Below are 25,877 nucleotides of genomic sequence, written 5' to 3'. Positions count from 1 at the left end.
GGTGTCAGTTGGGCCTGCACACGGGCTTGGTGTCGCCCTCGGGTTGCACACTGTGAGCCGCTGCGAGTGCCGTGGCGCCAGTGAACAGGAGTACGCACGATGACCGACCCGTGGGCGACCAGAGTGGACGCCGAACCCCCGCGCCAGGGGCTCAGCCCGGCGATGATCGCGGCCATCGCGACTTCCGTCGCCGTGCTCGCGATCATCGGGGCCACCGGCGGTTTCCTGCTCGCCAACGCGAACCCGGAGGCGTCTCCGTCCACATCGGCCAATGCGGTGACCACCTCGCCGACGGCCTCGCCGACGGTGGACGAGTCGCCCAGCTTCTCGCCCAGCCCGGTGGCGTCGGCCACCTCGACGACGCCTGCGGCCACCGGCACGCTCCCGGACGGCACGGGCCGCGACTTCCGCGAGTACTTCGCACAGTTGCGCACGGCCAAGCTCGGCGTCGTCCTCATCTTCGGGGAGACCGGACAGGACGGCCTGGTCACGCGTACCTCCCCGGCAGCACCGGCGAGGATCCGACCGGGCCTCACCATCAAGGTCTACATCGCGGGTGCGCCGCCGGAGACCGCCCTGCCCAGGGTCGTCGGCCTGCCCTGCCGGGACGCCCGGGTGCCGCTGGGCAACAGCGGTCTGCTGCCGACCTACCTGAGCGGCCAGGACGGCGTGGTGCTCAGCCAGTCGCCGGACCCAGAGGCGGGCGGAACCGCCCGATGGAACGACCACGTGGAGATCACCTGCGGCGAGGGCGCCACCGCCAGCCCCAGTCCGTAACGGTCCGCGCGCCGCACCGGCGGGCGTACGGCAATCGTGGTAGGACGGGCACATGTCGGAGAGATCGCCAAGTCCCGCGGACGAGCCCGCCGAGCCCACCCAGCCGATCGAGCCGGACGCCACCCGGCCCATCGAGCCGGACGCGACCCGGCCGGCCGAGCCGGACGCGACGCAGGCCATCCCATCGGACGCCACCCAGGCGCTGCCGGGGCCGGGCGACGCCCCGACCGAGGGGATGCCGACCGAACAGCTGCCGCCCGTCGGCGCGGACGCCACCCAGGTGACTCCCGGCGGCGACCACTGGACCGGGCGGGCGGAGGTACGCCCGGACGCCGTCCGCGACGCGGTTCCGCCGGAGGAGTGGAACGACGTCGAGGAACCGCGCCGCAACTGGTGGCTGCCCATCCTCATCGGCGTGGTCGCGGTGCTTCTGGCGCTGGCCGTCATCGTGGCGGTGGTCCTCCTGATGCGCCGGTCGAACGAGCCCGAGCCCGTTCCGACGACCGGCGCGCCGACGGCGACCTCTGCCGCGCCGAGTCCCTCCCCCACTCAGACTGAGCCGAGTTCGCCGGAAACCACCAATACCGGCGGCCCGACCACGCAGATCGAGGTGCCGGACCTCGCCGGGCAGTCCGAGACCGCCGCGAAGTCCCGGCTGGACCAGCTCGGCTTGACCTACTCGGTGACCTATCAGGAAGCCCCGGGGACCGAGCCCGGCACCGTCATCACCACCGTTCCGGTGGGCGGGAGCCTCGTGGGGCCCGGTGACAACATCCGCCTCATCGTGGCGACGGCGCCGCCGTCGGAGGAGCCGACGGAAAGCCCGGAGCCGACCGCGACGGCCAGCTGAGTCAGCCAGCCGAGTCGGTCAGCCGCGTCTGTCCAGGACGGCGCGTTCCCGCTCGGTCAACGTCATCCCGGACGACTTCACCAGGGCGGCGATCCGGTCGCGGGCGCGCTGCCGCTCAGCCGGATCGTCGGAGGCGGCCACCAGCCCGACGAGAGCCTGCACCACGTCGCGCAGGTCGTGGCCGCCCTCGTAGGCGTCCGCTGCGGCGGCGTACCAGCTGCTGGCAAGCCTGCGCTGGCCGCGGGCGAACGCGATCGCGGCCTCGACCACCGCGCAGGCCGGGTCCTCGACCTCGGGCAGCGTGGTGGCGCGCAGCTCGGCGAGGACGCGCTCGGCCTCGCCCGCCTCGCCGTTCTCGGCCTGGGCGAGGGCGATCGTGGTAAGCAGGCGGCGGCGATGGCTGGGGTCGCCGACCTCGGCGAGTAGGTCGAGGGCCTGGGTGCCGACCACGACGGACTCCGCGAGCTGGCCGCTGAGCCGCAGCACCTCGGCGAGATCGCCCCGGCCCAGCACACGCAGCCGGAAGTCCCCGGTACGCGCGGTGAGCCGGTCGACCTCGGCGAGCCGGCGCTGCGCGCCCACCAGGTCGCCGGCGCGGATGTCGTGCCAGGTCAGGTTGGTCTGGGCGACCGCCATGTCGCGCGCCCGGCCGGTGCGGCTGGCGAGAATGAGCGCCTCGAGGCTCTGCTCGCGGGCCTCGTCGAAGTCTCCGCTGCCGGTGCACAGGGCGAAGAGCACCGTACGCGCGGCGAGTTCGCCCGTGACCTCGGAGCGATCGGCGAAGATCTGCACGGCTTCGCGGACCGAGTCGATCTCCTCCGCGCCCGCGCCGTGCTCGTTGGCCAGCTGAGCCAGCCCCACCATCGCCCACGCCCGGACGAGCGGGTCGGCGTCGGCGGTGCGCTCGTCGTCCAGAAGTCGGCGCAGCCAGCGGCGGCCCGCTACATCCCGGCCGCGGAAGCGCCACCACCGTGGCAGCTTCGCGGCCAGGCACAACGCGGTATGCGGATCGTCGTCGGCCGAGTGCGCCAGCGCCGACCAGAGGTTGCCCGCGACGTCGTCGAGCCGCGCGATCGCGGCGCCGTGCTGCGCCCCGCTGAACATCGGCGTCGTACGCGCAGCGAACCGGGCGAAGACGACGGCGTGCCGTCGCCGGGCCAAGGTCAGCTCCCCCGCCGCCTCCGCCTGTTCCAGGGCGTACTCGCGGACGGATTCGAGCACCATGAACCGGATCGCGCCCTGGCCCCGCACCGTCGCCAGGCCGAGATCGGTCAGCCGGTCCAGCAGTTCCACGACGTCGACGCTGGTCTCGGCCAGCAGCTCCTCGGCCAGCTCGATGGACCAGCGATGGGTGAAGGTGGCCAGATGTCGCAGCGCCTGCCGATGAGCCGGGGTCAGCAGGCGATAGCTCGCCACGACCGCCGAGCGCACCGCTTCCGCCGCGTCGACGACCGCGCCGTCCTGCCCGAACCGGGCCAGCATCTCGCTCGGATCCAGCAGCCGCCCTCGGGCCGCCGCCAGCTCGATCGCCAGCGGAAGCCCGCTGAGGCGGCGTACGAGGTCGGTGATCGCCGCGACTTCGGACTCGGGCGGCGGATCGCCCCGATGCAAGGCCCACCGCTCGAGGAACAGGGCGCTGGCCGGGTGCTTCCGGGCCTCGACGAGCGTACGGGTGCCGGCTGGGGGCACCGGCAGCGGAGCGACCGGCCACACTCGTTCGCCGGGCACCCCGATCGGACTCCGGGCGGTGGCGATCACCCGCAGCTGCGGCGCGATCGCGACGAGCCGCGTCACTGCGGCCACCACGGCGGGGCGTGCCCGATCCACTGCGTCCACGAGCAACAACGCCGGTCGGCGGAACGCTTCGGCGAGGCCGTCCGGGTGCCCGACGCCGATGACCGCGCAGATGCTGTCCAGCACCCCGGACTCGCCCTCGTCCGGCGAGACCTTGATGCCGACCGCCCCGCCCGGCAAGTCGTCCCGGAGCTGGGCGGACGCGGCCAACGCCAGCACGGTCTTGCCCGACCCGGCCAGCCCGACCAAGGTGGTCACCCCAGCCGTCGTACGCAGATGCTCGGTGAGCCCGGCCAGATCCCGGTCGCGCCCGATCAACTCCCCCGCGTTCGGCAGCGCCCGGGGCGGCCCAGGGGTGTCCGGCGGTTCAGCGGGCGTACGCCCCCGGGCGACGGCCACGAAGACGGACAGGTCCCGCCCCTGCAGGCCGAGGGCGGCGCCCAGCAGCTCGACCGTGGACCGCTGCGGGCGTACGCTGCGACCCGCCTCCAGGTCGCGTACGGTGCGGACGCCCACCTCGGCGGCCTCGGCCAGCTCGGCCTGGGTCAGCCCGGCAGCGAGCCGGTGCCGCCGGAGCAGCACAGCGAATCCGTCCTTCATGGACGGACTACGCGTCTCGGCTGCGGGCTCCACGGCCTCGAAGACTAGCCAGCCGAGGTCGCCGACGGCAGCTCGTGTCGGCCGTTTGACCAGGTTGCATGCGTGTTTCCGACACAAACGTGCCCTGGTGTCCTGCTGCGTTATCGGCTCGTGATCTTCTGATCCGCTTCTGGGGCCCGGCTGGGAGCCCACTCGGGGCTCTCTTCACCGGTGACCGGTCCGTCCGGTGATTGGGCGGCGAGGCCCTCTTCAACAGCAGTTGGGTCGCCGGGCCACCAGTTCCAGCGGCCGAGCAGGGTCATCACGGCCGGGAGCAGCAGACCCCGGACGACGGTCACGTCCAGGGCGATCGCCACCGCCATCCCGACGCCGATCTCCCGTACGGCGGACAGGCCACCCAGGACGAAGCCCAGGAAGACGAGGATCAGGCTGAGTCCGGCCAGAGTCACCACCGGACCCGTACGCGCGATGCCCCGCCGGACCGCCTCGTCGGTGGCGTACCCGGACCGGTGCTCCTCGGTGATCCGGGCGAGCAGGAAAACCTCGTAGTCCGTGGTCAGCCCGAAGATGAAGACGAAGAGCAGGACGGGCGTCGTGGCGTCGAGGCGGCCCCCGAAGACCACGGCGAGCACGCCCAGCGACGCCCCGAGGGTCAGCAGGTTGAGCAGGACCGCCTTCACCGGGATGACGATCGACCGGGTGAGCAGGAAGAGCAGCGCTCCGGTTGCCGCCAACAGGACTATCAGCACGACCGGAAAGTGACCGGTAACCGAATCCTGGTAATCCGCTAATTCCGCGGCGGGCCCGCCGACCAGGGAGTTCGCCGGCGCCGGAACCTCACGGACGGCTCGGACGACCGCCGGACCCTGGCCGGAACTCACCGGGGTCAGGTCGACGACCGTCGCCTCGGGCGGCATCTCCAGCCGGAGTTGCAGTCGGCCGACCCCGGGCAGCCGGTTGAGCCGATCGAGGTAATCCCGCATCGCCGCTCCACCGCTGCCGGTGTCCACGACCACGGTGACGGCGTCGGCCTGATCGCGCTGGAAGTCGCGCAGATAGACCTCGTACGCCTGCCGCGCCTCCACGCCGCTCGGCAACCCGCGCGCGTCGGTGTTCCAGAGGTCGGCGGCGACGAACGGAAGGGTCAGGATGATCAACAGTGCGGTGCTGGCGAAGGCGACCGACTCCGGACCCTTCTGCGCGACGGCGGCCAGCCTGGTCAGAATTGATCTTGAATCGTTGGCGTTGCCATGGCGACGTTTTCCATTCAAGATCAACCAACGTCCGCGGCGAGGCTCGCGGGCCACCAGCCGCGGTCCGAGGATGGCGAGCAGGGCGGGCGTGAGCGTCAGCGAAGCAGCCGTGGCGACCACCGTGACGAGCAGTCCACCGAGCGCCATCGCCGCGAGCAGCGGTTCCCCGAAGACGGCCAGCCCGGCCATGGCGACACCGACCACGCCACCGGACACGAGCACCGCTCTCCCCGCCGTACGCAGCGCGGCGGCCAGGTCGTTCTCCTCGCGATACCGCCAGAGCAGCAGGATCGAGTAGTCGACGGCCAGCCCCAGCCCGAGCAGCGTCACCACGTTGACGGTGTACTCGCTGACCGCCGTCACGAGGGCGAGCCCGGACAGGGCGAGCACGGTGGTGGTGATCGCGGCGACCGCCGCGGCCAGCGGTGCGACCGCGCCCCAGCGCAGCACGACGACGAGTAACAGGGCCAGGGCGGCGAGCGCGACGCCCTCCCCGAGTGCGGCGTCGGCCACGGCCTGCTCGGTGAACGCACGCTCGGCCAGCGGCTTGCCGCCTACCAGCACGTTCGGCAGGCGACGCAGGACCGTGACGGCGGCGTCGATCTCGGCGTCGGGCGTACCGGGGGTGAAGGTGACCCGGACCAAGGTGCTCCGCTCGTCCTGGCCGATCTGACCGCCCGGCGCGGTGTAGAGGTCGCCGACGTCGCGTACGCCGGCCATCCCCCGCAGCTGCTGCGCCACCTCGGTCGTCGTCGCGACCAGCGCCGGGTCGTACGGGTTCACGTCCCGGGAGATCGCGAAGACCGTCTCACCCTCCGGCTTGAGCTGCTGCAGCCGGGCTTCGGCTCGCAGCGACTCGGCGTCGGCGGAGAGTTGGCCGACGTTCTGGGCGTGGTCGTAGACGCTCCCGCCGAGAGCGCCGCCCGCGATCGCGAGCAGCGCCCACCCGGCGACGATCAGCCATCGCCCCCGCACCAGCCAGCCGGCCCAGTTCCGCATCTCGGCATGAGAGCATCTCGCGACCGGCTGGGATGTCCGGAACCCGACTCAGTTCAGTCCGAGCTCCCGCGAGATCACCATCTTCTGGATCTCCGAGGTGCCCTCGCCGACCTCCAGGATCTTCGCGTCCCGATAGAACCGGCCGACCGGAAACTCGTTCATGAACCCGTACCCACCGTGAACCTGCGTCGCCTTCCGGGCGTTCGTCATCGCGGCCTCGCCCGCCTGGAGCTTCGCGATCGCGGCGGCGTTGCGGATCGGCAGCCCCGCCACCAGGCGCGCGGCCGCGTCCCGCCAGGCCAGCCGCGCGGTCTGCGCGCCCGCCTCCATCTCCGCGATCATGAATTGCACCGCCTGGTACGCCGAGATCGGCGAGCCGAACGCTTCGCGCTGCCGGGCGTACGCGACGGACTCGTCCACACAGCCCTGAGCGAGCCCGGTGGCGAGGGCGGCGATGGCGACCCGCCCCTCGTCGAGGATCGTGAGGAACTGCTTGAAGCCCCGGCCGCGCTCGCCGAGCAGGTTCTCCACCGGCACCCGGACATTGTCGAAGGACAGCTCATGGGTGTCCGAGGCGCACCAGCCGACCTTGTCGTAGCCGGGTGCGACGGTGAAGCCGGGCGTACCGGAGGGCACGATGATCGTGGAGATCTCGTCCGGCCCGGTGAGCGCCGTGACGGTGACGAGAACAGTGATCTCGGTCCCCGAGTTGGTGATGAACGCCTTGGTGCCGTTGATGATCCATTCACGGCCGTCGTCGCTCAGCTTCGCCGTCGTACGCGTCCCGCCCGCGTCGGATCCGGCGCCCGGCTCGGTGAGCCCGAAGGCGGCGAGCTTGCGGCCGGCCACTAGATCGGGCAGCCACCGGCGCTTCTGCTCGTCCGTGCCGAACTTGAAGATGGGCATCGCCCCGAGCGAGATCGCCGCTTCCAGGGTGATCGCCACCGACGAGTCCACCCGCGCGATCTCCTCGATGGCCAGGCAGTGCGCCAGGTAGTCGCCGCCCATCCCGCCGAACTCCTCGGGGAAGGCCAGCCCGAACAGGCCCATCGAGCCCATCTGCGCGACGATCTCGTAGGGGAACTCGTGGCGGGCGTAGAAGTCCCCGATCACCGGCGCGATCTTGTCGCGGGCGAAAGCGGCGACGGTCTCCCGAAGCTCGGCGAGGTCCTCGCTGAGTCCGAAGTGGTCCATGGCTCTCCTAGATCAGACGGGTGTGACGCCGTGGCGGCGCCGCGAGAAGCTGCGGTCCTTGCCGTGCGCGGCGGCCAGCCGCCGGACGAGTTCGCCGCGCAGGTCGTCCGGTTCGACGACGGTGTCCACGACGAGTTCGCTGGCCAGCCGGAGGAGGTCGATGTCCTGCTCGTACTCGGCGCGCCTGGCCTCTACGAAGGCCGCCCGGTCCGTCTCGTCCTCGATGGCCGCGATCTTGTTCGCGTACACCGCGTTGACGGCGGCCTCCGCGCCCATCACCGCGATCTTGGCGGTGGGCAGCGCGATCGTGGCGTCCGGATCGAACCCGGGCCCGGCCATGGCATAGAGCCCCGCCCCGTACGCCTTCCGCACGACGACGCAGAACTTCGGCACCGTGGCCTCGCTGACGGCGCTGATCATCTTCGCGCCATGGCGGATGATCCCCTGCCGCTCGACGGCCGAGCCGACCATGAAGCCGGGCACGTCCGCGAGGAAGATCAGCGGAACGTTGAAGGCGTCGCAGAGCTGCACGAACCGAGTCGCCTTGTCGGCCGAGTCGACGAACAGCACGCCGCCCTTGTGCAGCGAGTTGTTCGCGACGAGGCCGACGACCTGGCCCTCCAGCCGGGCGAACCCGACGGTCAACTCCCGCGCCCACTTCTCCTGGATCTCCAGGAAGCTGCCCTCGTCCACCAGGCGCTTGACGACCTGGCGCATGTCGAAGGCCCGGCGCTCGCTCTCCGGGATCAGGGCGGCGATCCCGCCGCGCGCCGCCTTCGGCTCGCTCGCGGGCGGCTCGGCGGTCCAGTTCGACGGCAGGTAGGAGAGGTAGTCCCGGACGACCTCCAGTGCGGCGTCCTCGTCCTTGCACAGGAAATGCCCGACGCCGGAGACCTCGGTGTGGACCTTGGCCCCGCCCATCGCCTCCAGCGTGGTCTTCTCGCCGGTGACCATCTCGACCATGCGGTCCGAGCCGAGGTACATCGAGGCGTTGCCATCCACCATCGCCACGACGTCGCAGAAGGCCGGGATGTACGCCCCGCCCGCGGCCGACGGTCCGAACAGGGCGCAGACCTGCGGAATCGAGCCGGAGGCGCGGACCTGGGTGTGGAAGATCTTGCCGGCGCCCCGGCGACCGGGGAACAGATCGACCTGGTCGGTGATCCGGGCGCCGGCCGAGTCCACGAGGTACACCATCGGGACACCGGTCTGATAGGCCCGCTCGATGATCCGGATGATCTTCTCGACCGTACGCGCGCCCCAGCTGCCCGCCTTGACGGTCGAGTCGTTGGCCATGAGGCAGATCGGGCGACCGTCGATGGTCGCCGAACCGGTCACCACGCCGTCGGCGGGCAGCCCGTCGGCCAGGGCGTTGGCGTACGCCCCGTCCTCGACGAACGAGCCGGCGTCGACCAGCCGGGCGATGCGTTCCCGGGCGAACAGCTTCCCGCGCTTGGCGTTGGCCTCGTGATAGCGGGCCGCCCCACCGGCGTCGATCCGCTCCCTGACCTCATCCCAGCTCACGCGGCCTCCCTAACGAGCGTTCACCTGAACGAACGTTAGGCTACCAGGCCGAAGCGAGCCCGCGGAACGACCTCCTCCGTTGCTAGCATCCCGCGATGGTCGCGCTCGAGACCCCCCGTTCCGACGACGCCACCGGACGACCAGGACTGGTTCGGCAGGCGCTGCCGGCCTTGGCCGCCTACGCGGTCGTCCGAGTGTTTGGCCTGGCCATCCTGGCCATCCTCGCCCAGCGCGCGCACCGTCCCGTGGTCAAACTGCTGTCCGCGTACGACGGAGGCTGGTACCTCGGCATCGCGACGAACGGATACGACACCTCCGTCACCTACGCCGGAGGCCAGCTCGTCCGGACGAACGTGGCCTTCTTCCCGCTCTTTCCCGAGCTGATCCGAGCCATCGCCGCGATCGGCGTCCCGCCCGCGTACGCCGGAATCTCGCTCGCCGCGATCAGCGGGCTCGCCGCCGCCTGGGGCATCTTCCGCGTGGGCGCGGAGATTCACAGCGCTCGGCTCGGCGTGGTGCTCGCCGCGCTCTGGGGAGTGCTGCCGCATGCCCTGGTCCAGAACATGGTGTACGCCGAGTCCCTGTTCACGGCGCTGTGCGCCTGGGCGCTCTGGGCGGTCCTGGCCCGCCGGTGGGTGACGGCCGACGTGCTGACCCTGGCCGCCGGGCTGACCCGGCCGACCGCCGTCGTCCTGGTCCTGGCCGTCGGCCTGGCCTGCCTGATCGCGGTCGTACGCCGAACCGACGGCTGGCGACCCTGGGCGGGCTGGGCGCTGGCTCCGCTGGGCCTGGTGGCATTCTGGAGCTGGTGCGCGGCGAAGCTGAACCGGATCGACGCCTGGTTCTGGATGCAGGGCGCGGGCTGGCACAGCGAGTTCGATTTCGGCGCCGACACGGCCCGGTCGTTCGGCAAGGTCCTGGGCGGACACCAGCGTCTGGGCCAGGTCGTGACGACGGGCGTCCTGGTCGCCGCCGTCGCGTTGCTGGCCATCCTGGTCGTACGCCGCCAGGCACCCTGGCCGCTGCTGGTCTTCGCCGCAGGATCGGTGGCGCTGGTCCTCCTCCAAGGCGGTGGCTACTACCACGCCAAGGGGCGCTTTCTCCTTTCCGACTTCCCGTTGCTCATTCCGGTGGCGGTGGCGCTGATCAAGCTGGACTGGCGAGTCCAGGTCGGCCTGTTGGCGACATTGGCCGTCCTTTCGGGCTGGTACGGGTCGTACCTCGCGCTCGACTGGCGGCTGTCCCCCTAGCGACGGGCAGCGCCACTTGCGGGGATTCCTTACCTTGGCGGCCATGGGATGGACGACGGTTCTCTTCATCATCGTCGGAGCGGTCGGGCTGGGCCTGCTCGCGCTGTCGATGCTGGGCGGCGAACTGTTCGACTTCGACGGTGCCGACTCCGTGTTGTCCATCGAGGTGGTCGCGGCCGTCCTGGCCGGCTTCGGATTCACCGCCGCTTTCATCAGCGCGCTGCCCGGAGTCGACCTCCCGCTCGCGCTCGTCGCCGCGCTCGGCGCGATCGCGGCGGTGCCCGTCGCGTACCTGGCCTGGCTGCTCACCGGCCGGGCCCGCAACATGCCGACCGATGCGACCCCGAATCGGACCGACCTCGTCGGCCGGCCGGGGGTCGTCGTGACCGAGATCCGGGCCGGGGGCTACGGCGAGGTCCGCGTACGCATCGGCGGCCAGCAGGTCAAGCTCAACGCCCTCGCCGACGAGCCGCTCCCGGCGGGCGTACACGTGCTGGTGGTCGAGGCCCCCAGCGACACCAGCGTCAAGGTCCGTCTCGCTGATCCAGAAAGGAACTGATGCTTTCCCTTCTCCTGCCCATCGCCGGTGGCGTGGTCTTCGTCCTCGTCCTGCTCTTCTACGTGCTCTCGCGGATCAAGGTGGCCGGGTCGAACGAGGCCTTCATCGTCACCGGCCGCAAGGGCCGCCGCGTCGAGGCGGCCGACGGCACCCGGTCGACCGACCTGTCCGGCCAGAAGGTCGTCATGGGCGCGTCGGTCTTCGTCCTGCCGGTCGTCCAGAAGCTCCAGATCATGGACCTGTCCAGCCGGGGCATCCACGTCGAGGTCACCGGGGCCGTCAGCAAGCAGGGCATCCGGGCCAACCTCCAGGGCATCGCGGTCGTGAAGGTCGGCGGGACCGAGGACGCGATCCGCGCCGCCGCCCAGCGGTTCCTCCACCAGCAGCAGGCCATCGACGGGTTCGCCCGGGAGGTTCTGGCCGGCGCCCTGCGCTCGATCGTCGGCCGGCTCACGGTCGAGGAGATCATCCGCGACCGGGCCGCGTTCGCCTCGGCCGTCGCGGAGGAGGCCGAGCACTCGATGACCAACCAGGGTCTCGTCCTCGACACGTTCCAGCTGCAGGACATCATCGCTGACGGCAACTACCTGCAGGATCTCGGGCGGCCCGAGGCGGCGCGAGTCCTCAAGGACGCGTCGATCGCCGAGGCGCAGGCCCGGCAGTCGGCCGAACAGGCCCGGCTGCTCGCCGAGGAGGCGATCGCCGAGGCCCAGCGGAACCTCGAACTCAAGAAGGCCGGCATCCAGGCCGAGATCGACGCCGCGAAGGCGAAGTCGGCCGCGGCCGGCCCGCTCGCCCAGGCCGAACGCGACCAGGCGATCCTCGCCGAGCAACAGAAGGTCGCCGAGCGCAACGCCGAACTCAAGCAGCGCCAGCTCGACACCGAGGTACGCAAGCCCGCCGACGCGGCGCGGTACAAGGTCGAGCAGGAGGCCGAGGCGGCTCGCAACGCCCAGGTCCTCGCGGCCGACGCCGCCCGGCAGACCACGATCGCCGGTGCGCAGGCCTCCGCCGAGCAGGCTCGCCTGACCGGTGAAGGCGAGCGTGCCCGCCGGGCCGCGCTGGCGGAGGCCAACGCGATCGAAGGCGCCAAGGAAGGTGAGGCGGAGCAGCGGCGGCGTACCGCCATCGCGGAGGCGACCGAGCGCGAGGGTTCGGCCGAGGCGGCCGCCATCCTGGCCCGCGGTCAGGCCGAAGCCGAGGCCATGCGCCTCAAGGCCGAAGCCTTCCAGCAGTACGGCGAGGCTGCGATCCTCGACCTGCTCGTGCGGGTGCTGCCGGAGGTCGTGGCCGCGGCCAGCGACCCGATGCGGTCCATCGACAAGATGACCGTGATCTCCACCGACGGCGCCAGCTCGCTGACGAAGTCGGTCGCCTCCAACGTCGCCCAGGGCCTCCAGCTCGGTACCGATCTGACCGGCATCGATCTGTCGAGCCTGCTGGCGAAGCTGGGCGGGGTGCCGACGCAGTCAAGCGACAACGGCGAGGCGAAGCCGATGGCGCGCAAGGCCATCAAGGGCAAGCCCGCCGAGTGACACAAGGTGGCCGGGGGCCGGGCGATCTCTCGCCCGGCCCCCGGTTCTCTGTGGACGCTGTCCGCCGTACGCGGAACAAGCGGGTACAGACCTGCTCGATCAGCAGGCGAGCGTGGCGGTGGCGCCACCGGTGCTGTGCGCGACGGCGCTGCCGCCCACGGCCACAGCGTTGCCGGACAGGTCGACCGGCGCCTGGACGGGCAGCAGAACCTGGGTGCCGTTCAGGACACCGGCGTTCATGGCGCTGGTCAGGTTCCCGCACGAGCCACCGTCGCCGTAGCCGGCCTTGCCGTGCTTGGCAGCCGGGGCGGGCAGCGTACGCGCGCCGGTGAGCGAGCCGGTGAGGTTGCCGGTCAGCCCGGTCAGGGTGCCGGTCAGGTCGCCCACGAGCGGCAGGTCTTCGGTCTTCTTGCCGCCCTTGCCGTGCTTCTTGGTGCTCTTCGGTGCGTCGGCCGGCTTGTCCTTCACGTAGGTGCCGGGGCCGTGCCCGCCCGGGCCGTCGCCGATGACGGCATCCGCGCCGCCCTGGCAGGAGGCGGTCGCGCTGCCGAGGACGGCCACGGCGTTGCCGCAGATGTCGATCGGGATCTGGACCAGCGGGATCAGCTGTGTGCCGTTGCCGATGCCGAAGTTGAGCCCGGTCCAGGCGTCCGGCAGGCTCTCCGCGTCCAGCGACGCGTGCGAGCCGCCGACGCAGCCCGCGGTGGCCCCGCCGAGGACGCCGATCGCGTTGCCGCACAGGTCGATCGGGATCTGGATCGGGGCCAGCACCTGCGTGCCGTTCAGCAGGCCGACGTTCTGCGTACTGGTCAGGGTGCCGCTCTCGGTCTTGGCCGACTCGGTCTTGGCCGACTCCTGCTTCGCCCACGAACCGCCGGTGCACCAGGCCGTCGCGGAACCGCCGATGCCGATCGCGTTGCCGCAAGCGTCGATGGGCGCCTGGAGCAGCGCACGCAGCTGCGTACCGTTGAGCAGGCCGACGTTGTCGGAGCTGGTCAGGTCGCCCAGCTCACCCGCGTGGTTCGCCCACGCGCCGCCGACGCACCCGGCCGAAGCGCTGCCCAGCAGGGCGATCGCGTTGCCACACACGTTGATCGGCGCCTGGATGTTCGCGTCGACCTGCGTACCGTTGCCGATCCCGACGTTGTTCGACGTCGTCAGGTCACTGGCATGTGCGGCGGACGCGCCGGCCAGCAGGAAACCGGCCGAGATCGCGCCGGCCTTCAGGGACTTACGAGCCCACGAGTTCATGGTTCATTGCCTTTCGGGTGTTGCAGACCGGGGGGTCCGCGAGTGCAGTGATGTGCCGAGATTTGCCAGGTCCGGACGCAGACACCGGACCAGCCACAGGCGCGCGGAAGCTGTCCGCGTACCTGGGATCGAGGGCGCGCTCAGAAGCGCGCGGAGAACTCGCTCAGTCGGGCGAGCTGGTAGGTCGCGGCGCCTCGGCCCGCCGCAGGGCGCTGTCCGCGGCGCGGCGCAAGGCCCGCGCCAACGGCGCGGTCAGGACGGCCACCGCCGCCAGGGTCGCGGGGGGCGCATTGCCTCCGCTGGGGGAACTACTCGCCGGCAGCGTGCTCGGCGCGCAATCGCCCAAAGCAGGGGTACGCCCAGAGTCGTCGCCGCCGTCCGGACGGTGGCCGACCGTGCTCTTCGGAGTGGTCAGGCGCACGGCGACGGCCTTGGCCGACACCGGATGCGCCGCTGTGCGTACCACTGTGGACTTGCGAGCCGGCAGCACTCCCACGGGGACGGCGCCCAGGGCCGGGCCCGCGACGGCGACGACCGAGCGGCGGGCCGGCTGGAGCAGCTGGCGGACCAGCGAGAGCAGCGGGTCGTGTGCGCCGCAGGTGGCCGATGGCCCGGGATGCGGCTTGGGCGGCGCGGCGGGATCGCGCGGAGCGCCTGGAAAGCCTGGCGAGCCTGGAGAGCCTGGCGGGACAGGCTGGAATGGATTATCTGGATCGTCCGGGGCCGGCCGAGCCGGCCGGGCCAATAGGTTGCCGGGCACGGCGAGGACCGCGTCGACGCCGGTCACCACGCGCTGCACGTCGAGTTCCGGAGCGACCCGGAGCAACGTGGTGACCAGGTCCGGCGTCGCGCGGTCCTCGCCGGTGTTCGGTGCCCCTTGGGCTGGCCCGGTGACGGCGTGGGCTTCGCCGAAAGCCGCCTCGGGCGCGGACGGAGTCTCCGGCTGCTCAGCGGCGTACGCGGCAGCTGTTCCGGCGAACCATGCGGCCGCGGCGAACCCGGCGACGGTCACCGCGCGCAGCGTCGCGCGCTTGAACCGGCCGTTCCGGGTTGCGGTCATGATCGCCCTTCAGCGGTAGTGGAAACTCCGCTATGGACAACGATTCCCGCATAGGGCGGACACGTGAGGATTAGGAAAAATCAAGCAATTGTCCGATATCGCGGCCCGGCCCGAAGCACTCCGCTGGGCAGCTCGCGACCCACGATCCGCTGGGCCAGTTCCGCCACCTCGACGAGTCTGTCGAGGTCGATGCCGGTCTCGTAACCCATGTCGTGCAGCATGTGCACGACTTCCTCGGTCGCCACGTTGCCGGTCGCGCCGGGGGCGTACGGGCAGCCGCCGAGACCGCCGACGCTGGCGTCGAACTCCGTCACACCGAGATCCACCGCGGTGAGGATGTTGGCGAGCCCGGTTCCCCGCGTGTTGTGGAAGTGACACAGCAGCGGCTTTTCCCGGGTCACCCGATCGAGCACGTCGCGTACGCGCCGGGGCGTCGCCATGCCGGTGGTGTCGCCGAAGGCCACGCGGTCGACGCCCATGCCCACGGCTTTGTCCACAATAGAGGCGACTCGGGCGGGATCGATGTCGCCCTCGTACGGGCAGCCGAAACTGGTCGCGATGATCAGTTCCGCGGTGGCATCACCGGCGTGCAGCGTCTCGATCAGCTCCGGCAGCTCCGCCAGCGACTCGTCCGTGCTGCGGTTGATATTGCGCCGATTGTGCGTGTCCGACGCCGAGATCACGACCTCTACCTCGGTGAAACCGGCGGCGATCGCGCGCTGCGCACCGCGTACGTTGGGGACCAGGGCGCTGTAGCGGACCGCGGGATTCCGCGTGACCTTCGCCCAGACCTCGTCGGCGTCGGCCATCTGCGGAATCGCCTTCGGGTGCACGAAGCTGACCGCCTCGATCCGGCCGACCCCGGTGCCGCTCAACGCGTCGATCAACTCGACCTTGGCGGCGGTCGGCACGGGATCCTCGTTCTGCAGGCCGTCCCGGGGGCCGACCTCGCGGATGCTCACTCTCATCGGTGTTCACCTCATCCGGGAGACGATGGCGGTGTCGTAGTCCCCGCTCAAGAATTCCTCGTTCTCGAGGAGCTCGGCGAAGAACGGCAGATTGTTCTTCGGACCGGTGATCTGGAACGCCGCGACCGCCGCCCGCAGCCGGTCGATCGCCTCCGCCCGATCCGCCCCGTACGCCACCAGCTTGGCCATCAGGGAGTCGTAGTTCGGGGTGACCGTGGTGCCGGCCGCGTACCCGGAGTCCACGCGGATGCCTGGCAGCCCGGCCGGTTCCTCCCACACCGTCACCACGCCCGGTCCAGGCAGGAACCGCTTCGGGTCCTCCGCGTTGATCCGCAGCTCGATGGCGTGCCCATGGGACTGCGTCGGCACGTCGACGGGCAGCCCGGCCGCGATCCGCACCTGGGCCTCCACCAGGTCGATGCCGAACACCGCCTCGGTGATCGGGTGCTCGACCTGTAGCCGCGTGTTCATCTCCAGGAAGAAGAACTCCCCGGTCGCCGGGTCGAGCAGGCATTCGACCGTGCCCGCGTTGCGGTAGCCGACCGCCTCCCCCGCGCGTACCGCTGAGGCATGCAATGCCTGGCGCCGCTCCGGCGTGAGCATGCTCGCGGGCGAGGGCGACTCCTCGACGAGCTTCTGGTTGCGCCGCTGGACCGAGCACTCCCGTTCGCCGAGGGCGACCACCGTGCCGTCGGCCAGGCCCAGGATCTGCACCTCGATGTGGCGCACGCTCGGGAAGTACTTCTCGATCAGGACCGAGCCGTCGCCGAACATCCGCTCGGCGAACCCGCGCACCCTGTCGTACTCGGCGCGGAACGCGGTCTCGTCGCGGGCCGGGGCCATCCCCATGCCGCCGCCGCCCGCCGCCGCCTTGATCATCACGGGGAATCCGATGCGCTCCGCCTCGGCCAGCGCCTCGTCGACCGAACCGGCCGGATCGGTCGTCCCCGGAGCCACCGGTACGCCCGCCGCCGCCATCAGATTCCGAGCGTTGATCTTGTCGCCCATGGCGGTGATGGCCTCAGCCGACGGGCCGACCCAGATGAGCCCGGCCGCCTCGACCTGCCGGGCGAACTCCGCGTTCTCGGAGAGGAAGCCGTAGCCGGGGTGGATGGCCTGCGCACCGGTCTGCTTGGCGGCGGTCAGCACGGCCTCGGCGTTGCGATAGCTCTGGGCGGGGTTGGCCGGGCCGATGAGCACGGCTTCGTCCGCCTCAAGGACGAAAGGCAGGCCCGCGTCGACGTCGGAGTGGACGGCGATCGTGCGGATACCCAGGCGTTTCGCCGTCCGGATCACGCGACGGGCGATCTCGCCGCGGTTGGCGACGAGGAGGGACTCAATCTCTGACACCCCTCGGACGCTACCTTATCGATCGTTAAGGTGGCACTCCCCGGCGTGATCGGTCACGCGCTGAGCGCGCTGAGGGCGGCCGCCCGCAGCAGCACGGCACGGCGGTCCCGGTCCACCTCACCGGCGAGGAACGGGGTCGAGTTCATCAAGCCGAACACGGCGTGGGCGAGCACTCGTGCCTCGCCGTCGGTCAGCTCGGAGCGCACGGCGGTGAGCACGGAAACCCACTCCTCCACGTATCGGCGCTGAAGCCGGCGGATCTCCCGGCGCGGCTCCTCGGGCAACCGGTCCAGCTCGTGCAGGTGCAGCGCGATGACGGCCGGATTGGCCAGCGCAAACTCGACGTGGAAGTCGACCAGAGCCTCCAGGGCGGCCGTGGGCTCGCCCTGATGGGCCTCGGCCCGCTCCCGGCCGCCGGACAGCAGTCCCTCGCTGACCGGTTTCAGCGCCGCGACCAGCATGGCGTCCTTGCCGGCGAAGTGGTGGTAGAGGGCGGGTCCCGTCACACCGGCTTCTTTGCCGATGTCGTCCATGGAAACGCCGTGGTAGCCGCGAGTCGCGAAGAGGCCGACAGCGATCTGGAGGATCTCGTCACGCCGCGAGCGCTTGCGGGGGGTGTCTACCTGCTGCTCGATCGTCACTCGGTCAGCCTACTCGCCAGTCAACTCGGAACCTTAACGTCCGTTTAGTCGCGTTCTGGAAGATCGTACGCTTTGCGGAGTTCACGGGCCTTTTCGGCCTCACCCTGCTCCTCCAGCGCCCGCGCGAGCCACCACGCCGCTTCCGCGCGCGCCTGATGATCCCGGGGCAGCCCCTCGATCACCCGCCGCAGGACCAGCTCGCCAGACCGGGCGTCGCCCGCCGCGACCAGGATCTCACCGTGCCGGAGCTCGGCGAAGGCCGCCTCCTCGAAGGAATCGATCGAGCGGAACAGCACCGGCGCCTGCTCGGCGACGGCCAGGGCGTCGGCGTACGACCGTTGATCGGCCAGCACGAACGCACCGTCGTAGCAGGCCATCGCGTGCTCCCAGACGATGCTCGGCTCGGCGTCCGGGTCGGCGCCCTCGGCGTACGCCGTGGCCTGGCCGATCGCCTCGATCGCGGCTTCCGGATCCCGCCCGTAGTGCAGGGCGAGGATGCGTCGCCGCAGCGCGCGGGCGGCGGCCGGGCGCTCCCCAGCGGACTGGTACCCGGCAGCGGCCTCGCCGTAGCGCAGGCCCGCTTCGCGGTCCCGGTCGACGCGGTAGAGGACCTCGGCCATCCGTTCGAGCAGGTGCGCCCGATATCCGGCGTCGTCGAAGCCGCCCCGGCCGGCGGCCAGTGCCTCCAACTGGGCAAGCGCGGCCAGCGGTTCGCCCATCTCGTCGTAGATCCGGGCGAGCAGGTCACGGCACTCGTCCGCGAGCACCTGCTCCTCCTCGGCCTCGGCGGCGAAGTACGCCAGCGCCTCCTCGGCCACCTCCGCGGCCTCCCGGAACCGGCGCGTGGTGGCGAGCGCGACGGCGAGCCGATGCCGCGAGTACGCCGCCGCCCGGTCCTCGCCCTCGGCCGCCATCAGGCAGACGTGCTCGACGATGTCGTCGATGACCTCGTCCGCCCGATCGGTGTTGACCAGCATGAACCCGGCGTTGGCGCGAGCGCTCCGGCGCAGTTCGGGATCGATCGCGGCGGTCGCCGCCTCCTCGAACGCGGCCAGCGCCCCGGAGTGGTCGCCGAGGCCGCCGATGAGGTTCGCGTACGTGAACAGGGCCGAGGCCAACTCGTTCGACCGGCCCAGCGGGCGCAGCGCCTCGACCGCCGCGCCGACCAGGTCCCGCGTCTGATCGATCCGGTCCAGGCCGTGCACGAGGCCGGCCCGCATCATGAGGCTCTGCACCCGGTGCCGCAACGGGACGTGCCCTGGTTCGGCGTCGGCGGCGTCGATCGAGGCCAGGGCGGCGTCGATCTGCCCCGCGATGGTCTCCAGGTACGCCACCCGCAGCAGAGTCACCCGGCGCAGGACGGCGTCGGTCGAGCTGGACAGGACTTCGTCGGCGGCCTGACGGGCGACGGCCAGCTCGGCGGGCTCGCCGTCGACCAGTCCTGGTAGCTGGGCCTGCTCCTGCGTCTGGAATTGGGCGATCGCCAGCTGCACCCGGCAGGCGGCCTCCCGCGCGGCGTCGCCGGCCTCGGCGAAACCGCTCGCCGCGAGCATCAGACCCGCGTGGATGCCCGCGAGGTCTTCGTCGGGCAGGCGGCTGACCTGGAGCATCGCGATCCGGCCCTGCTGCTCGGCGGTCAGCTGGCCGGTGACCGTCGTGCGCCAGCTCCCGATCACCCGGTCGGCCAGCGCCTCCCCGCGCGGATCCTGCTCGCGCAACCAGTCCTCGGCGAGATCCAGCTGCTCGTCCAGGCTCAGCGTGGTCGGCGCCGCGCTCAAATCGGGCTCGCTCAGTTCGGGCTCGTCCGGCTCGACCGGAGTCACCTGCGACCGGTGCGCCGCGGTGATGGACAGCGGCAGATAGTCCACGATCGGCTCGGCGTCCAACCGCCGCGCGATCCGCTCGCTCTGGTACGCGTTGCCGTTGCGCTCGTCGAACCTGAGCGCGACGGCAGCGGCCCGGTCCGACAGGTGCCCGGCGAGCCCCTCGACCGTCCACCCCGACCGGATCGGCAGGTCGCCCTTGCCCTGAGCGGTCAGCCGCCGCAGAACCTGCGCGGCGGCCGAGGCGAACTCCATCTCGGCCTTCGGCGTCGGCGGCTTCTCCAGCCAGCTCAGGTGCCTCTCGATCAGCTCCAGCCCGCGCATCTCGTTCCCGGTGAGCCCGCAGAACTCGACGTGGTCGGCGACCGAGCCGAGATCAGCGGGCTTGGTCTGGAAGGCCCGGTACGCCCGCCGGTGTGCGTCGCGCGCCTGATCCAGCCGGCCGGTACGCAGATACGGGATCATCAGCGCGGTCAGGATCGACTGCGGCTGCTCCGAACAGGTCAACCGGCCTTGCAGCGCCGGCTCGGCGAGGGCGATCGCCTCGGCGTACCGCTCGCGCCAGGCGAGATGGTGCGCCTTGGAGGTCGGGTCGCAGCCGGCGCAGTCGGAGTTCTCGTCGCGCGGGGCGGCGTCCCACAAGCCGTAGAAGTGGTCGGCCTGCTCGGCATCGCCCACATGGGACGCGACGACATACCGGTACGCGTAGACGGCGTGCAGGCTGTGGCCGCCCGACCGGTAACGGCGTTCCATGTCGTCCAGCACCGCGTGCGTACGCTCCAGCGGAACCTCGGGGAACTTCGCCATCGAGGAGATGATGTATTTGAAGAACCAGAGCAACAGGTGCTCGTCCTGCCCGCTGCGACGATCCGGGTTCTCGTCGTACTCCTTGAGACACCGGGCGAAGGTGACGAACGCCTTCGCCGGTTCGCCTCCGCGATGGAACGCGTTCGTGGCGACCATCCGGGCGTCGAAGGCCAGTTCGGCGTCGCCGCTCGCCTCGGCGTGCAACATCGCCTCCTCCACCAGCGCGATCTGCCCAGCGCCCTCCGGCGCGTCCCAGGCCGCGGCGATCATGCCGCGGATCTCGTCCTCGCTGGCCATCAGTTCTCCCCCTCCGGCTGCGCCCCGGGCACCGCCTGCTGCAGCAGACCCAGGAAAGACCGGTTCAACAAGGCCGAGTCGGCCGGGCGCAGTGGATGGTGACCGAGCAGCAGCGCCTGCCCGTACAGCGATTCCACGGCCAGCCCGACGAGTTCCGGTGACGGCAACGCGGTCACTCGGCGTACCAGTGGATTGCGATGATTCAGCACCAGCTGGGGCCGCGTCGCGGCCTCGGCCCGCTCGAAGGCCGCGAGCACCCCCGCCCAGACCTCGTCGACGACCTCCTGGGTCTCGCGGAGCTGGCGCTGGAAGGTCGACTCGCGGTCGACGAGATAGAGCGCGGCCAGGCCGGGCGGGTCGAAGGCCCGCACGACGATCTCGCAGCCCAGCGGGTCCATGCGCCGCTGGGCGATCGCCAGGAACGGTCGCAACCCCAGGTCGGTTGCCGGGTCGAGGGTGTCGAACCGGGTCGCGAGGTCGCTGGGATCGAGCCGATCGACCAGCACCTCCGGGTCGAGCAGCGGCAACCGCTCGATGATGTCCGGCTCGTAGACGTAACCGGCGTTCACCACGGCCAGATCCTGCGCGGCGGCCACCGCCGCGAGCTGCCGAAACTCGTCCACAGTGGTGCAATAGCGCACGGTCGAGTAGCGCCGCCGGAACTCCGCGAGCGGCATGCGGCCCATGTTCGTCTCCATCGGCCACCATTCGTCGACCAGGCGCAACATCTCCAGGTCGTGCAGGGCGAGGGTCTTCACGCCGACATTGTGGACCGACAGGAACTGCTGCAACCGTTGCGGTTCACGGCGGGCCAGCGTGAGCATCCAGCCCCGTAGCTGGTCGCCGAGCTGCTCGCGGACCGACTCCAGCAGACTGTCCTCGAACAGCGCCTCCCGGCTCGCGGTCGGCCGCAGTTCGCTGGCGTCGATCACGCACCGCACGAAGAACGCCCACTCCGGCAGCAGCCCCTCGGCGCCCTCGGCGAGCAGCATCCGCTTCAGGTACACCCGGTGCCCGGCCTTCGCCGCCGGATTCGCCGGCCGCGGCAGGACGAACGCGACGCCGCGCAGCCCGGCCTCGGGCACCTTCACCTCGATCACGTCGAACGGCACGAAACCGAAGGTCTCCTGCGCGTACGCGAAAAGCTCGGCGCGGCTCAGCTCCCACGGTGGAGTCTCCACAGTGATCAGTTCACCGTCGACGCGTACGCCGACCGGCAGCATCTCGCCGAACGTGCGCGCGAGTTCGACCACCCGCTCCGCAGCGAGCCAGTCCGCAGCGTCCCGCCGCGGCACCAGCGTCACCGTCGTGCCGACCTCGGCCCGCTCCGGCCCCGACTCGACCGCGTACCGCCCGTCGGAATACCCCGTCCAGTAGACGGTCGGCGCTCCCTCATGCCGGGTCTGCACGCGGATCTCGTCGGCGACCAGGAAAGCGGAGAGCAGGCCGATGCCGAACTGGCCGAGAAACTCCTGCCGGGAGAATCCCAACTCATCCCGCTTGCCACTACGCCCGATCGTGGCGAGCAGCTCGTGCACCTGATCCTCGGTGAGCCCGACCCCGGTGTCATGCACCCGCAGCGTGCCGTCCGGCGTACGCCCCGGCGTCTCGATCCACACCGACGCCGGAGCGCCCGGATGGGCCACCCGACGTGCGGTAATGGCGTCGACCGCGTTCTGCAGCAACTCCCGGACGTAGACCCGGGGACTGCCGTAGAGGTGATGGCTCAACAGGTCGACGATGCCCCGAAGGTCCACCTGGAACGAGTGACTCACGCGCCAGAGGGTACCGGCGTCGCCGGACAAATGCCGACCCAAGATGACCCACGGAAGCATGAGTGAAGGGGCGGCCACCCCGATCGGTGGCCGCCCCTTCGTTGGTTCGCCGGTCAGATGATGTTCCAGAGCTCCGCCGTCATGAGGACCTCGGCGTAGTTGTTCTTGGGGTTCGGGTCCGCGAGTGTTCCACCGGTCCGTCCCGCGCCGTCCACGCGGATGTGAATCGCGTCGGGCCCGACCACCAGGGTCTTTCCCATGATGACGTGCACCGTCATGGTGAACGACTCGCCGGGCTTAAGCGCCGGGTGGCACTTGACCGTACCCAGGTGGCACTCGTCGGCGCGGCCCACCCAGTCACGCGCGATGAGGTCGCCCGGTTCGCTCCAGACGTCGACCGCCATCGGCGCGGAGGTCACCTTGCCGATGTTGCTGACCGTCATCTCGATGCTGAAGTCACGGTCGCCGTTGGCGTTCTTGGCGCTCGTGACCTTGCCCAGCGTCAGCTTCAGGTCGGTGTACAGCGGCTTGTTGGAAAAGTCGGTTCGACCCGCCGTCTGGACGAACGCCGTGCCGTTCCAGGCGTAAGTCCGCCACTGGTGGAACTCGTTGTCGGCGGACGTGTCGCAGCAGGCCACGATGTCGCTGACCTCGGCACTCACGCCAACGTCGCCGTCAGCCGGCTTGACGTGCCAGATGCCCTGCATCTTGGCCGACGCCCGAACTACCGTCCCGAGGGAGACGATCTGACCGGCCAGGTCGCGGTCGTACGCCACGATCATCGACGGTCCCATCTCACCAGTCCGGCACGTCAGGATGGCCGCCGTCTCCAACGCAGGATCGTCGTCCAGGTTGGCATACGCCACCTCGATGATGTATGTGATCCGAGTCTTCCAGAACTTCTCGACCTTCCGGATCGCGGTCCGGCCGTCGTTGCAGTTCCCCTCGGGCGTCTCGCCGCTCGCGCCCCACTTGGGTACGTCGACCTTGCCCGCCGTGAGCTGCGCGATCGTGATCCGCCCGTCCGGCACCGAACTGGCCGACACGCTCGGGCTCGGGCTGGGCGACTCGCTCGCCGACGGCGTCGGCACGATGCTGGTCCCGGGCGTCGGTGGCGCCTGGGACTCACGTCCGAAGGCTGCGTATCCGGCCACCGGGAGCGCGATGACAAGTGCGGCGACGACGCCCAACGCGACGGCTCGCACCTTGCGCCGGTGCGCCACTTCACCGCGTACGGCCTGGGCACCGAGCGGGCGCACCGCCGGGGCAGAGGTCGCGGAGAATTCCGAGAATGCGCCCGTGAGCAGGGCGTCCTGGTCGAACTCGTTCATGATCAGAATCCCTTCTGGGCAGGGTCGGACAGGCGGCCGGCGAGGGCGGCACGCCCTCGGCTGAGCCAAGACTTGACGGTTCCTTCGGCGACGCCTTCCTGGCGGGCGATCTCCGCCACGGAAAGCTGGGCCATGTAATGCAGGACGACGGCGCGTCGCTGCTGGGGCGGGATCTCGGCCAACGCCCGGACGAGCGCGACCCGGTCGGGCGACGGTTCGGCCGCGCGCTCCTCACGCTGGCGGCGCAGGAAGTTCAGCGCCGTCTTCTGCTTGCGGAACCGGCTCGTCGCCAGGTTCCACGCCACCCGGCGAACCCAGGCGACCGGGTCGTCGTAGCGGCGGATCTGCTTCCATTTGCCGAAGGCTCGGCAGAACGCCTCCTGGACTACGTCCTGCGCCTCGGCCAGATCACCGAGGTACGCATAGAGCTGAAGCGTGAGCCCTTGAAAGCTCGCGGCGTACAGCTCGTCGAAGTCCGCACCCGTCTCGACTCCCACCCGGATGGGTGGTGAGTCGGCCCCGTACATGGTCACGGCCGTCATGGCCCCTTTCCTCCCCTGCGCCAACCAGGTCCGTCCCGGTTGTGCCCACATCACGCGCGACGTGGTGCAGCGGTTGCAGAGGAATTCTGGGACTTACATCGGCAGTAGCGTGGGCCGCTTCGCTGTGATGTTGTCGCCGGAGGAACGGCCGGTGAGCCGTCGTTTGACCCAGGGCGCGAGGTGCGTGCCGGCCCAGCGGACGTCCTGGGCGCGGGCGATCGGCCACGACCGCTTCCGCGGGTACGCCGGCGACTCCCACCATTCGGCGGGCGGCTTGACGTCGAGTGCGGTCAGGACATGCGCCGCCACCCGCTCGTGTCCACGGGGGGCGAGGTGCAGCCGGTCGACGCTCCACATCGCTGGATTGTCGAACTCCCGGTCGTTCCAGAGGTCGACGAGGCGAGCACCGTGGCGGATGGCGACGTCGCCGACGGCTTCGTTCAGGAAGCGGACGCGGGGACCGATGAGTTTCGCGCCCGGCAGCCGGTCGACGAGGTTCGCGAATCGGAAGACCAACACGTCGGCACCGGTCGCGCGCAGCTTGGAGATCGTTCCGTCGAAGCGCTGCATCAGCGTGACCGGATCACACGACCTGCGCAGCACGTCGTTTCCGCCGGCGGCGAAGCTCACCAGGTCGGGACTCATGGCCAGGGCCGGGTCCACCTGTTCGGCGACGATCGCGTCGTAGAGGCGGCCACGGATCGCGAGGTTCGCGTACTGGAACTCGGTGGACGAGCGCGCCAGTTCACTCGCGGTGAGATCGGCCCAGCCGCGGAAGACATCACGCAATGCCGGATCGGGGTCGTCCAGACCCTCGGTGAAACTGTCGCCGAGCGCCACGTATCGCTGCCACGCCACTCTCCCGGCCCCCTTCCCGTACCCGGTAGTAGTTTGTCCCACATCTGGGAATCGCGGTAACCGGCGGGTCGTTGGAGTGTGGCGTGGATATCGAGATCTTTTCCGACGTCGTGTGCCCGTGGTGCTGGATCGGCGAGCAGAAGGTGCTGACAGCTGTGTCCGGCTTCACAACGGAGACCGGCGAACCGGTGAAGCTGCGCTGGCGGGCGTTCCAGCTCGACCCGAGCGCCACTTCGGAGGGGATCCCGCTGGTCCAGTGGTTGGGGAGCCGCTACGGCGGCGAGGACAACGCCAAGCGCATGTTCACCCAGGTCACCTCGGTGGGCCGCGAGGTCGGCCTGACCATGAACTTCGACCAGGCCATCAGCGCCAACACCCTCGACTCCCACCGGCTGATCTGGTGGGCCGGTCGCGACGGCGCCGACCAGCGCCCCATGGTCGAGGCGCTGCACGAGGCCCACTTCACGCACGGCAAGGACATCGGCTCGCTCGACACGCTCGTCGCGGTCGCCGCGGGTCTCGGTCACGATGCCCGACTGGTACGCGAATTCCTGGAGTCGCCGGGCGGTCTCGAAGAGGTGCAGGCCGACTTGGAGATGGGCCGGGAGCTGGGCATCACCGGCGTTCCCACGTTCGTCTTCGCCGGCAAGTACGCGATCAGCGGCGCCCAGGACCCGTCAACGCTGCGGGAAGTGCTGGACGAGGTGCTCCAGCGCGAAGGCCGCTCCCCGTTGACGGTGCTCGCTCCGCAGGGCGCCACCTGCGACGACGACAGCTGCGCCGCCTAAGCCGTACTTCTTGAAGGCCCCTGCTTCTTGAAGAACTCTGGTTCCTGCGAA

Annotated in this window: 20 protein-coding genes; 6 read left to right on the top strand and 14 right to left on the bottom strand. The window is 70.6% G+C overall.

What is annotated here, in order from left to right:
- Positions 1–99 precede the first annotated feature (99 nt).
- Together HDA40_RS23035 and HDA40_RS23030 are read left to right on the top strand one after the other, a co-directional pair.
- Positions 100–777 (top strand): PASTA domain-containing protein, encoded by a 678-nt coding sequence (locus tag HDA40_RS23035; RefSeq protein WP_253759263.1) that lies wholly within the window; start codon positions 100–102, stop codon positions 775–777.
- Between the two features lie 52 nt (positions 778–829).
- A complete protein-coding gene (locus HDA40_RS23030) occupies positions 830–1,627 on the top strand; it encodes a PASTA domain-containing protein (RefSeq protein WP_253759260.1) in 798 nt (265 codons plus the stop codon).
- 18 nt (positions 1,628–1,645) lie between these two features.
- On the opposite strand, the gene HDA40_RS23025 is transcribed toward HDA40_RS23030, so the two are convergent.
- From HDA40_RS23025 to HDA40_RS23010, 4 genes are all read right to left on the bottom strand, one after another.
- Positions 1,646–4,021, bottom strand: coding sequence for an ATP-binding protein (locus tag HDA40_RS23025; RefSeq protein WP_253759258.1), 2,376 nt, complete (start codon positions 4,019–4,021; stop codon positions 1,646–1,648).
- 140 nt (positions 4,022–4,161) lie between these two features.
- Complete coding sequence (locus HDA40_RS23020) at positions 4,162–6,273, bottom strand: MMPL family transporter (protein ID WP_253759256.1); 2,112 nt, start codon at positions 6,271–6,273, stop codon at positions 4,162–4,164.
- A gap of 48 nt (positions 6,274–6,321) precedes the next feature.
- On the bottom strand, positions 6,322–7,467 hold the full coding sequence (locus tag HDA40_RS23015) for an acyl-CoA dehydrogenase family protein (RefSeq protein ID WP_253759254.1): 1,146 nt from the start codon (positions 7,465–7,467) through the stop codon (positions 6,322–6,324).
- Positions 7,468–7,479: 12 nt separating this feature from the next.
- Positions 7,480–8,991, bottom strand: a complete 1,512-nt coding sequence (locus HDA40_RS23010; RefSeq protein ID WP_253759252.1) for an acyl-CoA carboxylase subunit beta — start codon at positions 8,989–8,991, stop codon at positions 7,480–7,482.
- Between the two features lie 95 nt (positions 8,992–9,086).
- On the opposite strand from HDA40_RS23010, the gene HDA40_RS23005 reads away from it, so the two are divergent.
- The 3 genes from HDA40_RS23005 to HDA40_RS22995 are packed head-to-tail and all read left to right on the top strand — an operon-like array spanning position 9,087 to position 12,335.
- Positions 9,087–10,241, top strand: a complete 1,155-nt coding sequence (locus tag HDA40_RS23005; RefSeq protein WP_253759250.1) for a putative hexosyltransferase — start codon at positions 9,087–9,089, stop codon at positions 10,239–10,241.
- 43 nt (positions 10,242–10,284) lie between these two features.
- On the top strand, positions 10,285–10,800 hold the full coding sequence (locus HDA40_RS23000) for an NfeD family protein (protein ID WP_253759248.1): 516 nt from the start codon (positions 10,285–10,287) through the stop codon (positions 10,798–10,800).
- Positions 10,800–12,335 (top strand): flotillin family protein, encoded by a 1,536-nt coding sequence (locus HDA40_RS22995; protein ID WP_253759246.1) that lies wholly within the window; start codon positions 10,800–10,802, stop codon positions 12,333–12,335. Before HDA40_RS23000 ends, HDA40_RS22995 begins: the two co-directional genes overlap by 1 nt.
- Positions 12,336–12,434: 99 nt before the next feature.
- Here HDA40_RS22995 and HDA40_RS22990 read toward each other — a convergent pair whose 3' ends face one another.
- The 10 genes from HDA40_RS22990 to HDA40_RS22945 all read right to left on the bottom strand — a co-directional run bounded on the left by HDA40_RS22990 (position 12,435) and on the right by HDA40_RS22945 (position 25,038).
- Entirely contained in the window at positions 12,435–13,586 is a 1,152-nt protein-coding gene (locus HDA40_RS22990; protein WP_253759244.1) for a chaplin family protein, read from the bottom strand.
- A 163-nt stretch (positions 13,587–13,749) separates the two neighbouring features.
- Positions 13,750–14,646 (bottom strand): hypothetical protein, encoded by an 897-nt coding sequence (locus HDA40_RS22985; protein WP_253759242.1) that lies wholly within the window; start codon positions 14,644–14,646, stop codon positions 13,750–13,752.
- Positions 14,647–14,726: 80 nt separating this feature from the next.
- Positions 14,727–15,614, bottom strand: coding sequence for a hydroxymethylglutaryl-CoA lyase (locus tag HDA40_RS22980; RefSeq protein WP_253759240.1), 888 nt, complete (start codon positions 15,612–15,614; stop codon positions 14,727–14,729).
- Positions 15,615–15,620: 6 nt separating this feature from the next.
- The gene (locus HDA40_RS22975) at positions 15,621–16,955 is read right to left on the bottom strand and encodes an acetyl-CoA carboxylase biotin carboxylase subunit (RefSeq protein ID WP_253763749.1); all 1,335 of its coding nucleotides are present in this window, start codon (positions 16,953–16,955) and stop codon (positions 15,621–15,623) included.
- Positions 16,956–17,017: 62 nt separating this feature from the next.
- Complete coding sequence (locus HDA40_RS22970; RefSeq protein WP_253759238.1) at positions 17,018–17,605, bottom strand: TetR/AcrR family transcriptional regulator; 588 nt, start codon at positions 17,603–17,605, stop codon at positions 17,018–17,020.
- 44 nt (positions 17,606–17,649) lie between these two features.
- Positions 17,650–20,532 carry a hypothetical protein gene (locus HDA40_RS22965; protein WP_253759236.1) on the bottom strand — a complete coding sequence of 961 codons (2,883 nt, stop codon included), beginning with the start codon at positions 20,530–20,532 and terminating at the stop codon, positions 17,650–17,652.
- Positions 20,532–22,307, bottom strand: coding sequence for an HSP90 family protein (locus tag HDA40_RS22960; protein WP_253759234.1), 1,776 nt, complete (start codon positions 22,305–22,307; stop codon positions 20,532–20,534). Before HDA40_RS22960 ends, HDA40_RS22965 begins: the two co-directional genes overlap by 1 nt.
- Before the next feature lie 113 nt (positions 22,308–22,420).
- Positions 22,421–23,638 carry a hypothetical protein gene (locus HDA40_RS22955; protein ID WP_253759232.1) on the bottom strand — a complete coding sequence of 406 codons (1,218 nt, stop codon included), beginning with the start codon at positions 23,636–23,638 and terminating at the stop codon, positions 22,421–22,423.
- A 2-nt stretch (positions 23,639–23,640) separates the two neighbouring features.
- Positions 23,641–24,165, bottom strand: coding sequence for a SigE family RNA polymerase sigma factor (locus HDA40_RS22950; RefSeq protein WP_253763747.1), 525 nt, complete (start codon positions 24,163–24,165; stop codon positions 23,641–23,643).
- Positions 24,166–24,273: 108 nt separating this feature from the next.
- Positions 24,274–25,038 (bottom strand): SGNH/GDSL hydrolase family protein, encoded by a 765-nt coding sequence (locus HDA40_RS22945; protein WP_253759230.1) that lies wholly within the window; start codon positions 25,036–25,038, stop codon positions 24,274–24,276.
- 83 nt (positions 25,039–25,121) lie between these two features.
- On the opposite strand from HDA40_RS22945, the gene HDA40_RS22940 reads away from it, so the two are divergent.
- Positions 25,122–25,826: a DsbA family oxidoreductase gene (locus HDA40_RS22940; protein ID WP_253759228.1), complete on the top strand. Its 705-nt coding sequence runs from the start codon at positions 25,122–25,124 to the stop codon at positions 25,824–25,826.
- The last annotated feature ends 51 nt before the right edge of the window (positions 25,827–25,877 follow it).

It is taken from the genome of Hamadaea flava (assembly GCF_024172085.1).
Lineage (GTDB): Bacteria > Actinomycetota > Actinomycetes > Mycobacteriales > Micromonosporaceae > Hamadaea > Hamadaea flava.
The sequence above is the reverse complement of the archived record's forward strand: the minus strand, read 5'-3'. Positions and strand labels throughout refer to the sequence as shown.

Excerpts from the sequence above, each read along its gene's own strand:
- HDA40_RS23035 (WP_253759263.1), top strand. The coding sequence starts at position 100 with ATGACCGACCCGTGGGCGACCAGAGTGGACGCCGAACCCCCGCGCCAG.
- HDA40_RS23030 (WP_253759260.1), top strand. The coding sequence starts at position 830 with ATGTCGGAGAGATCGCCAAGTCCCGCGGACGAGCCCGCCGAGCCCACC.
- HDA40_RS23025 (WP_253759258.1), bottom strand. The coding sequence starts at position 4,021 with ATGAAGGACGGATTCGCTGTGCTGCTCCGGCGGCACCGGCTCGCTGCC.
- HDA40_RS23020 (WP_253759256.1), bottom strand. The coding sequence starts at position 6,273 with ATGCGGAACTGGGCCGGCTGGCTGGTGCGGGGGCGATGGCTGATCGTC.
- HDA40_RS23015 (WP_253759254.1), bottom strand. The coding sequence starts at position 7,467 with ATGGACCACTTCGGACTCAGCGAGGACCTCGCCGAGCTTCGGGAGACC.
- HDA40_RS23005 (WP_253759250.1), top strand. The coding sequence starts at position 9,087 with ATGGTCGCGCTCGAGACCCCCCGTTCCGACGACGCCACCGGACGACCA.
- HDA40_RS23000 (WP_253759248.1), top strand. The coding sequence starts at position 10,285 with ATGGGATGGACGACGGTTCTCTTCATCATCGTCGGAGCGGTCGGGCTG.
- HDA40_RS22995 (WP_253759246.1), top strand. The coding sequence starts at position 10,800 with ATGCTTTCCCTTCTCCTGCCCATCGCCGGTGGCGTGGTCTTCGTCCTC.
- HDA40_RS22990 (WP_253759244.1), bottom strand. The coding sequence starts at position 13,586 with ATGAACTCGTGGGCTCGTAAGTCCCTGAAGGCCGGCGCGATCTCGGCC.
- HDA40_RS22985 (WP_253759242.1), bottom strand. The coding sequence starts at position 14,646 with ATGACCGCAACCCGGAACGGCCGGTTCAAGCGCGCGACGCTGCGCGCG.
- HDA40_RS22980 (WP_253759240.1), bottom strand. The coding sequence starts at position 15,614 with ATGAGAGTGAGCATCCGCGAGGTCGGCCCCCGGGACGGCCTGCAGAAC.
- HDA40_RS22965 (WP_253759236.1), bottom strand. The coding sequence starts at position 20,532 with ATGGCCAGCGAGGACGAGATCCGCGGCATGATCGCCGCGGCCTGGGAC.
- HDA40_RS22955 (WP_253759232.1), bottom strand. The coding sequence starts at position 23,638 with ATGAACGAGTTCGACCAGGACGCCCTGCTCACGGGCGCATTCTCGGAA.
- HDA40_RS22950 (WP_253763747.1), bottom strand. The coding sequence starts at position 24,165 with ATGTACGGGGCCGACTCACCACCCATCCGGGTGGGAGTCGAGACGGGT.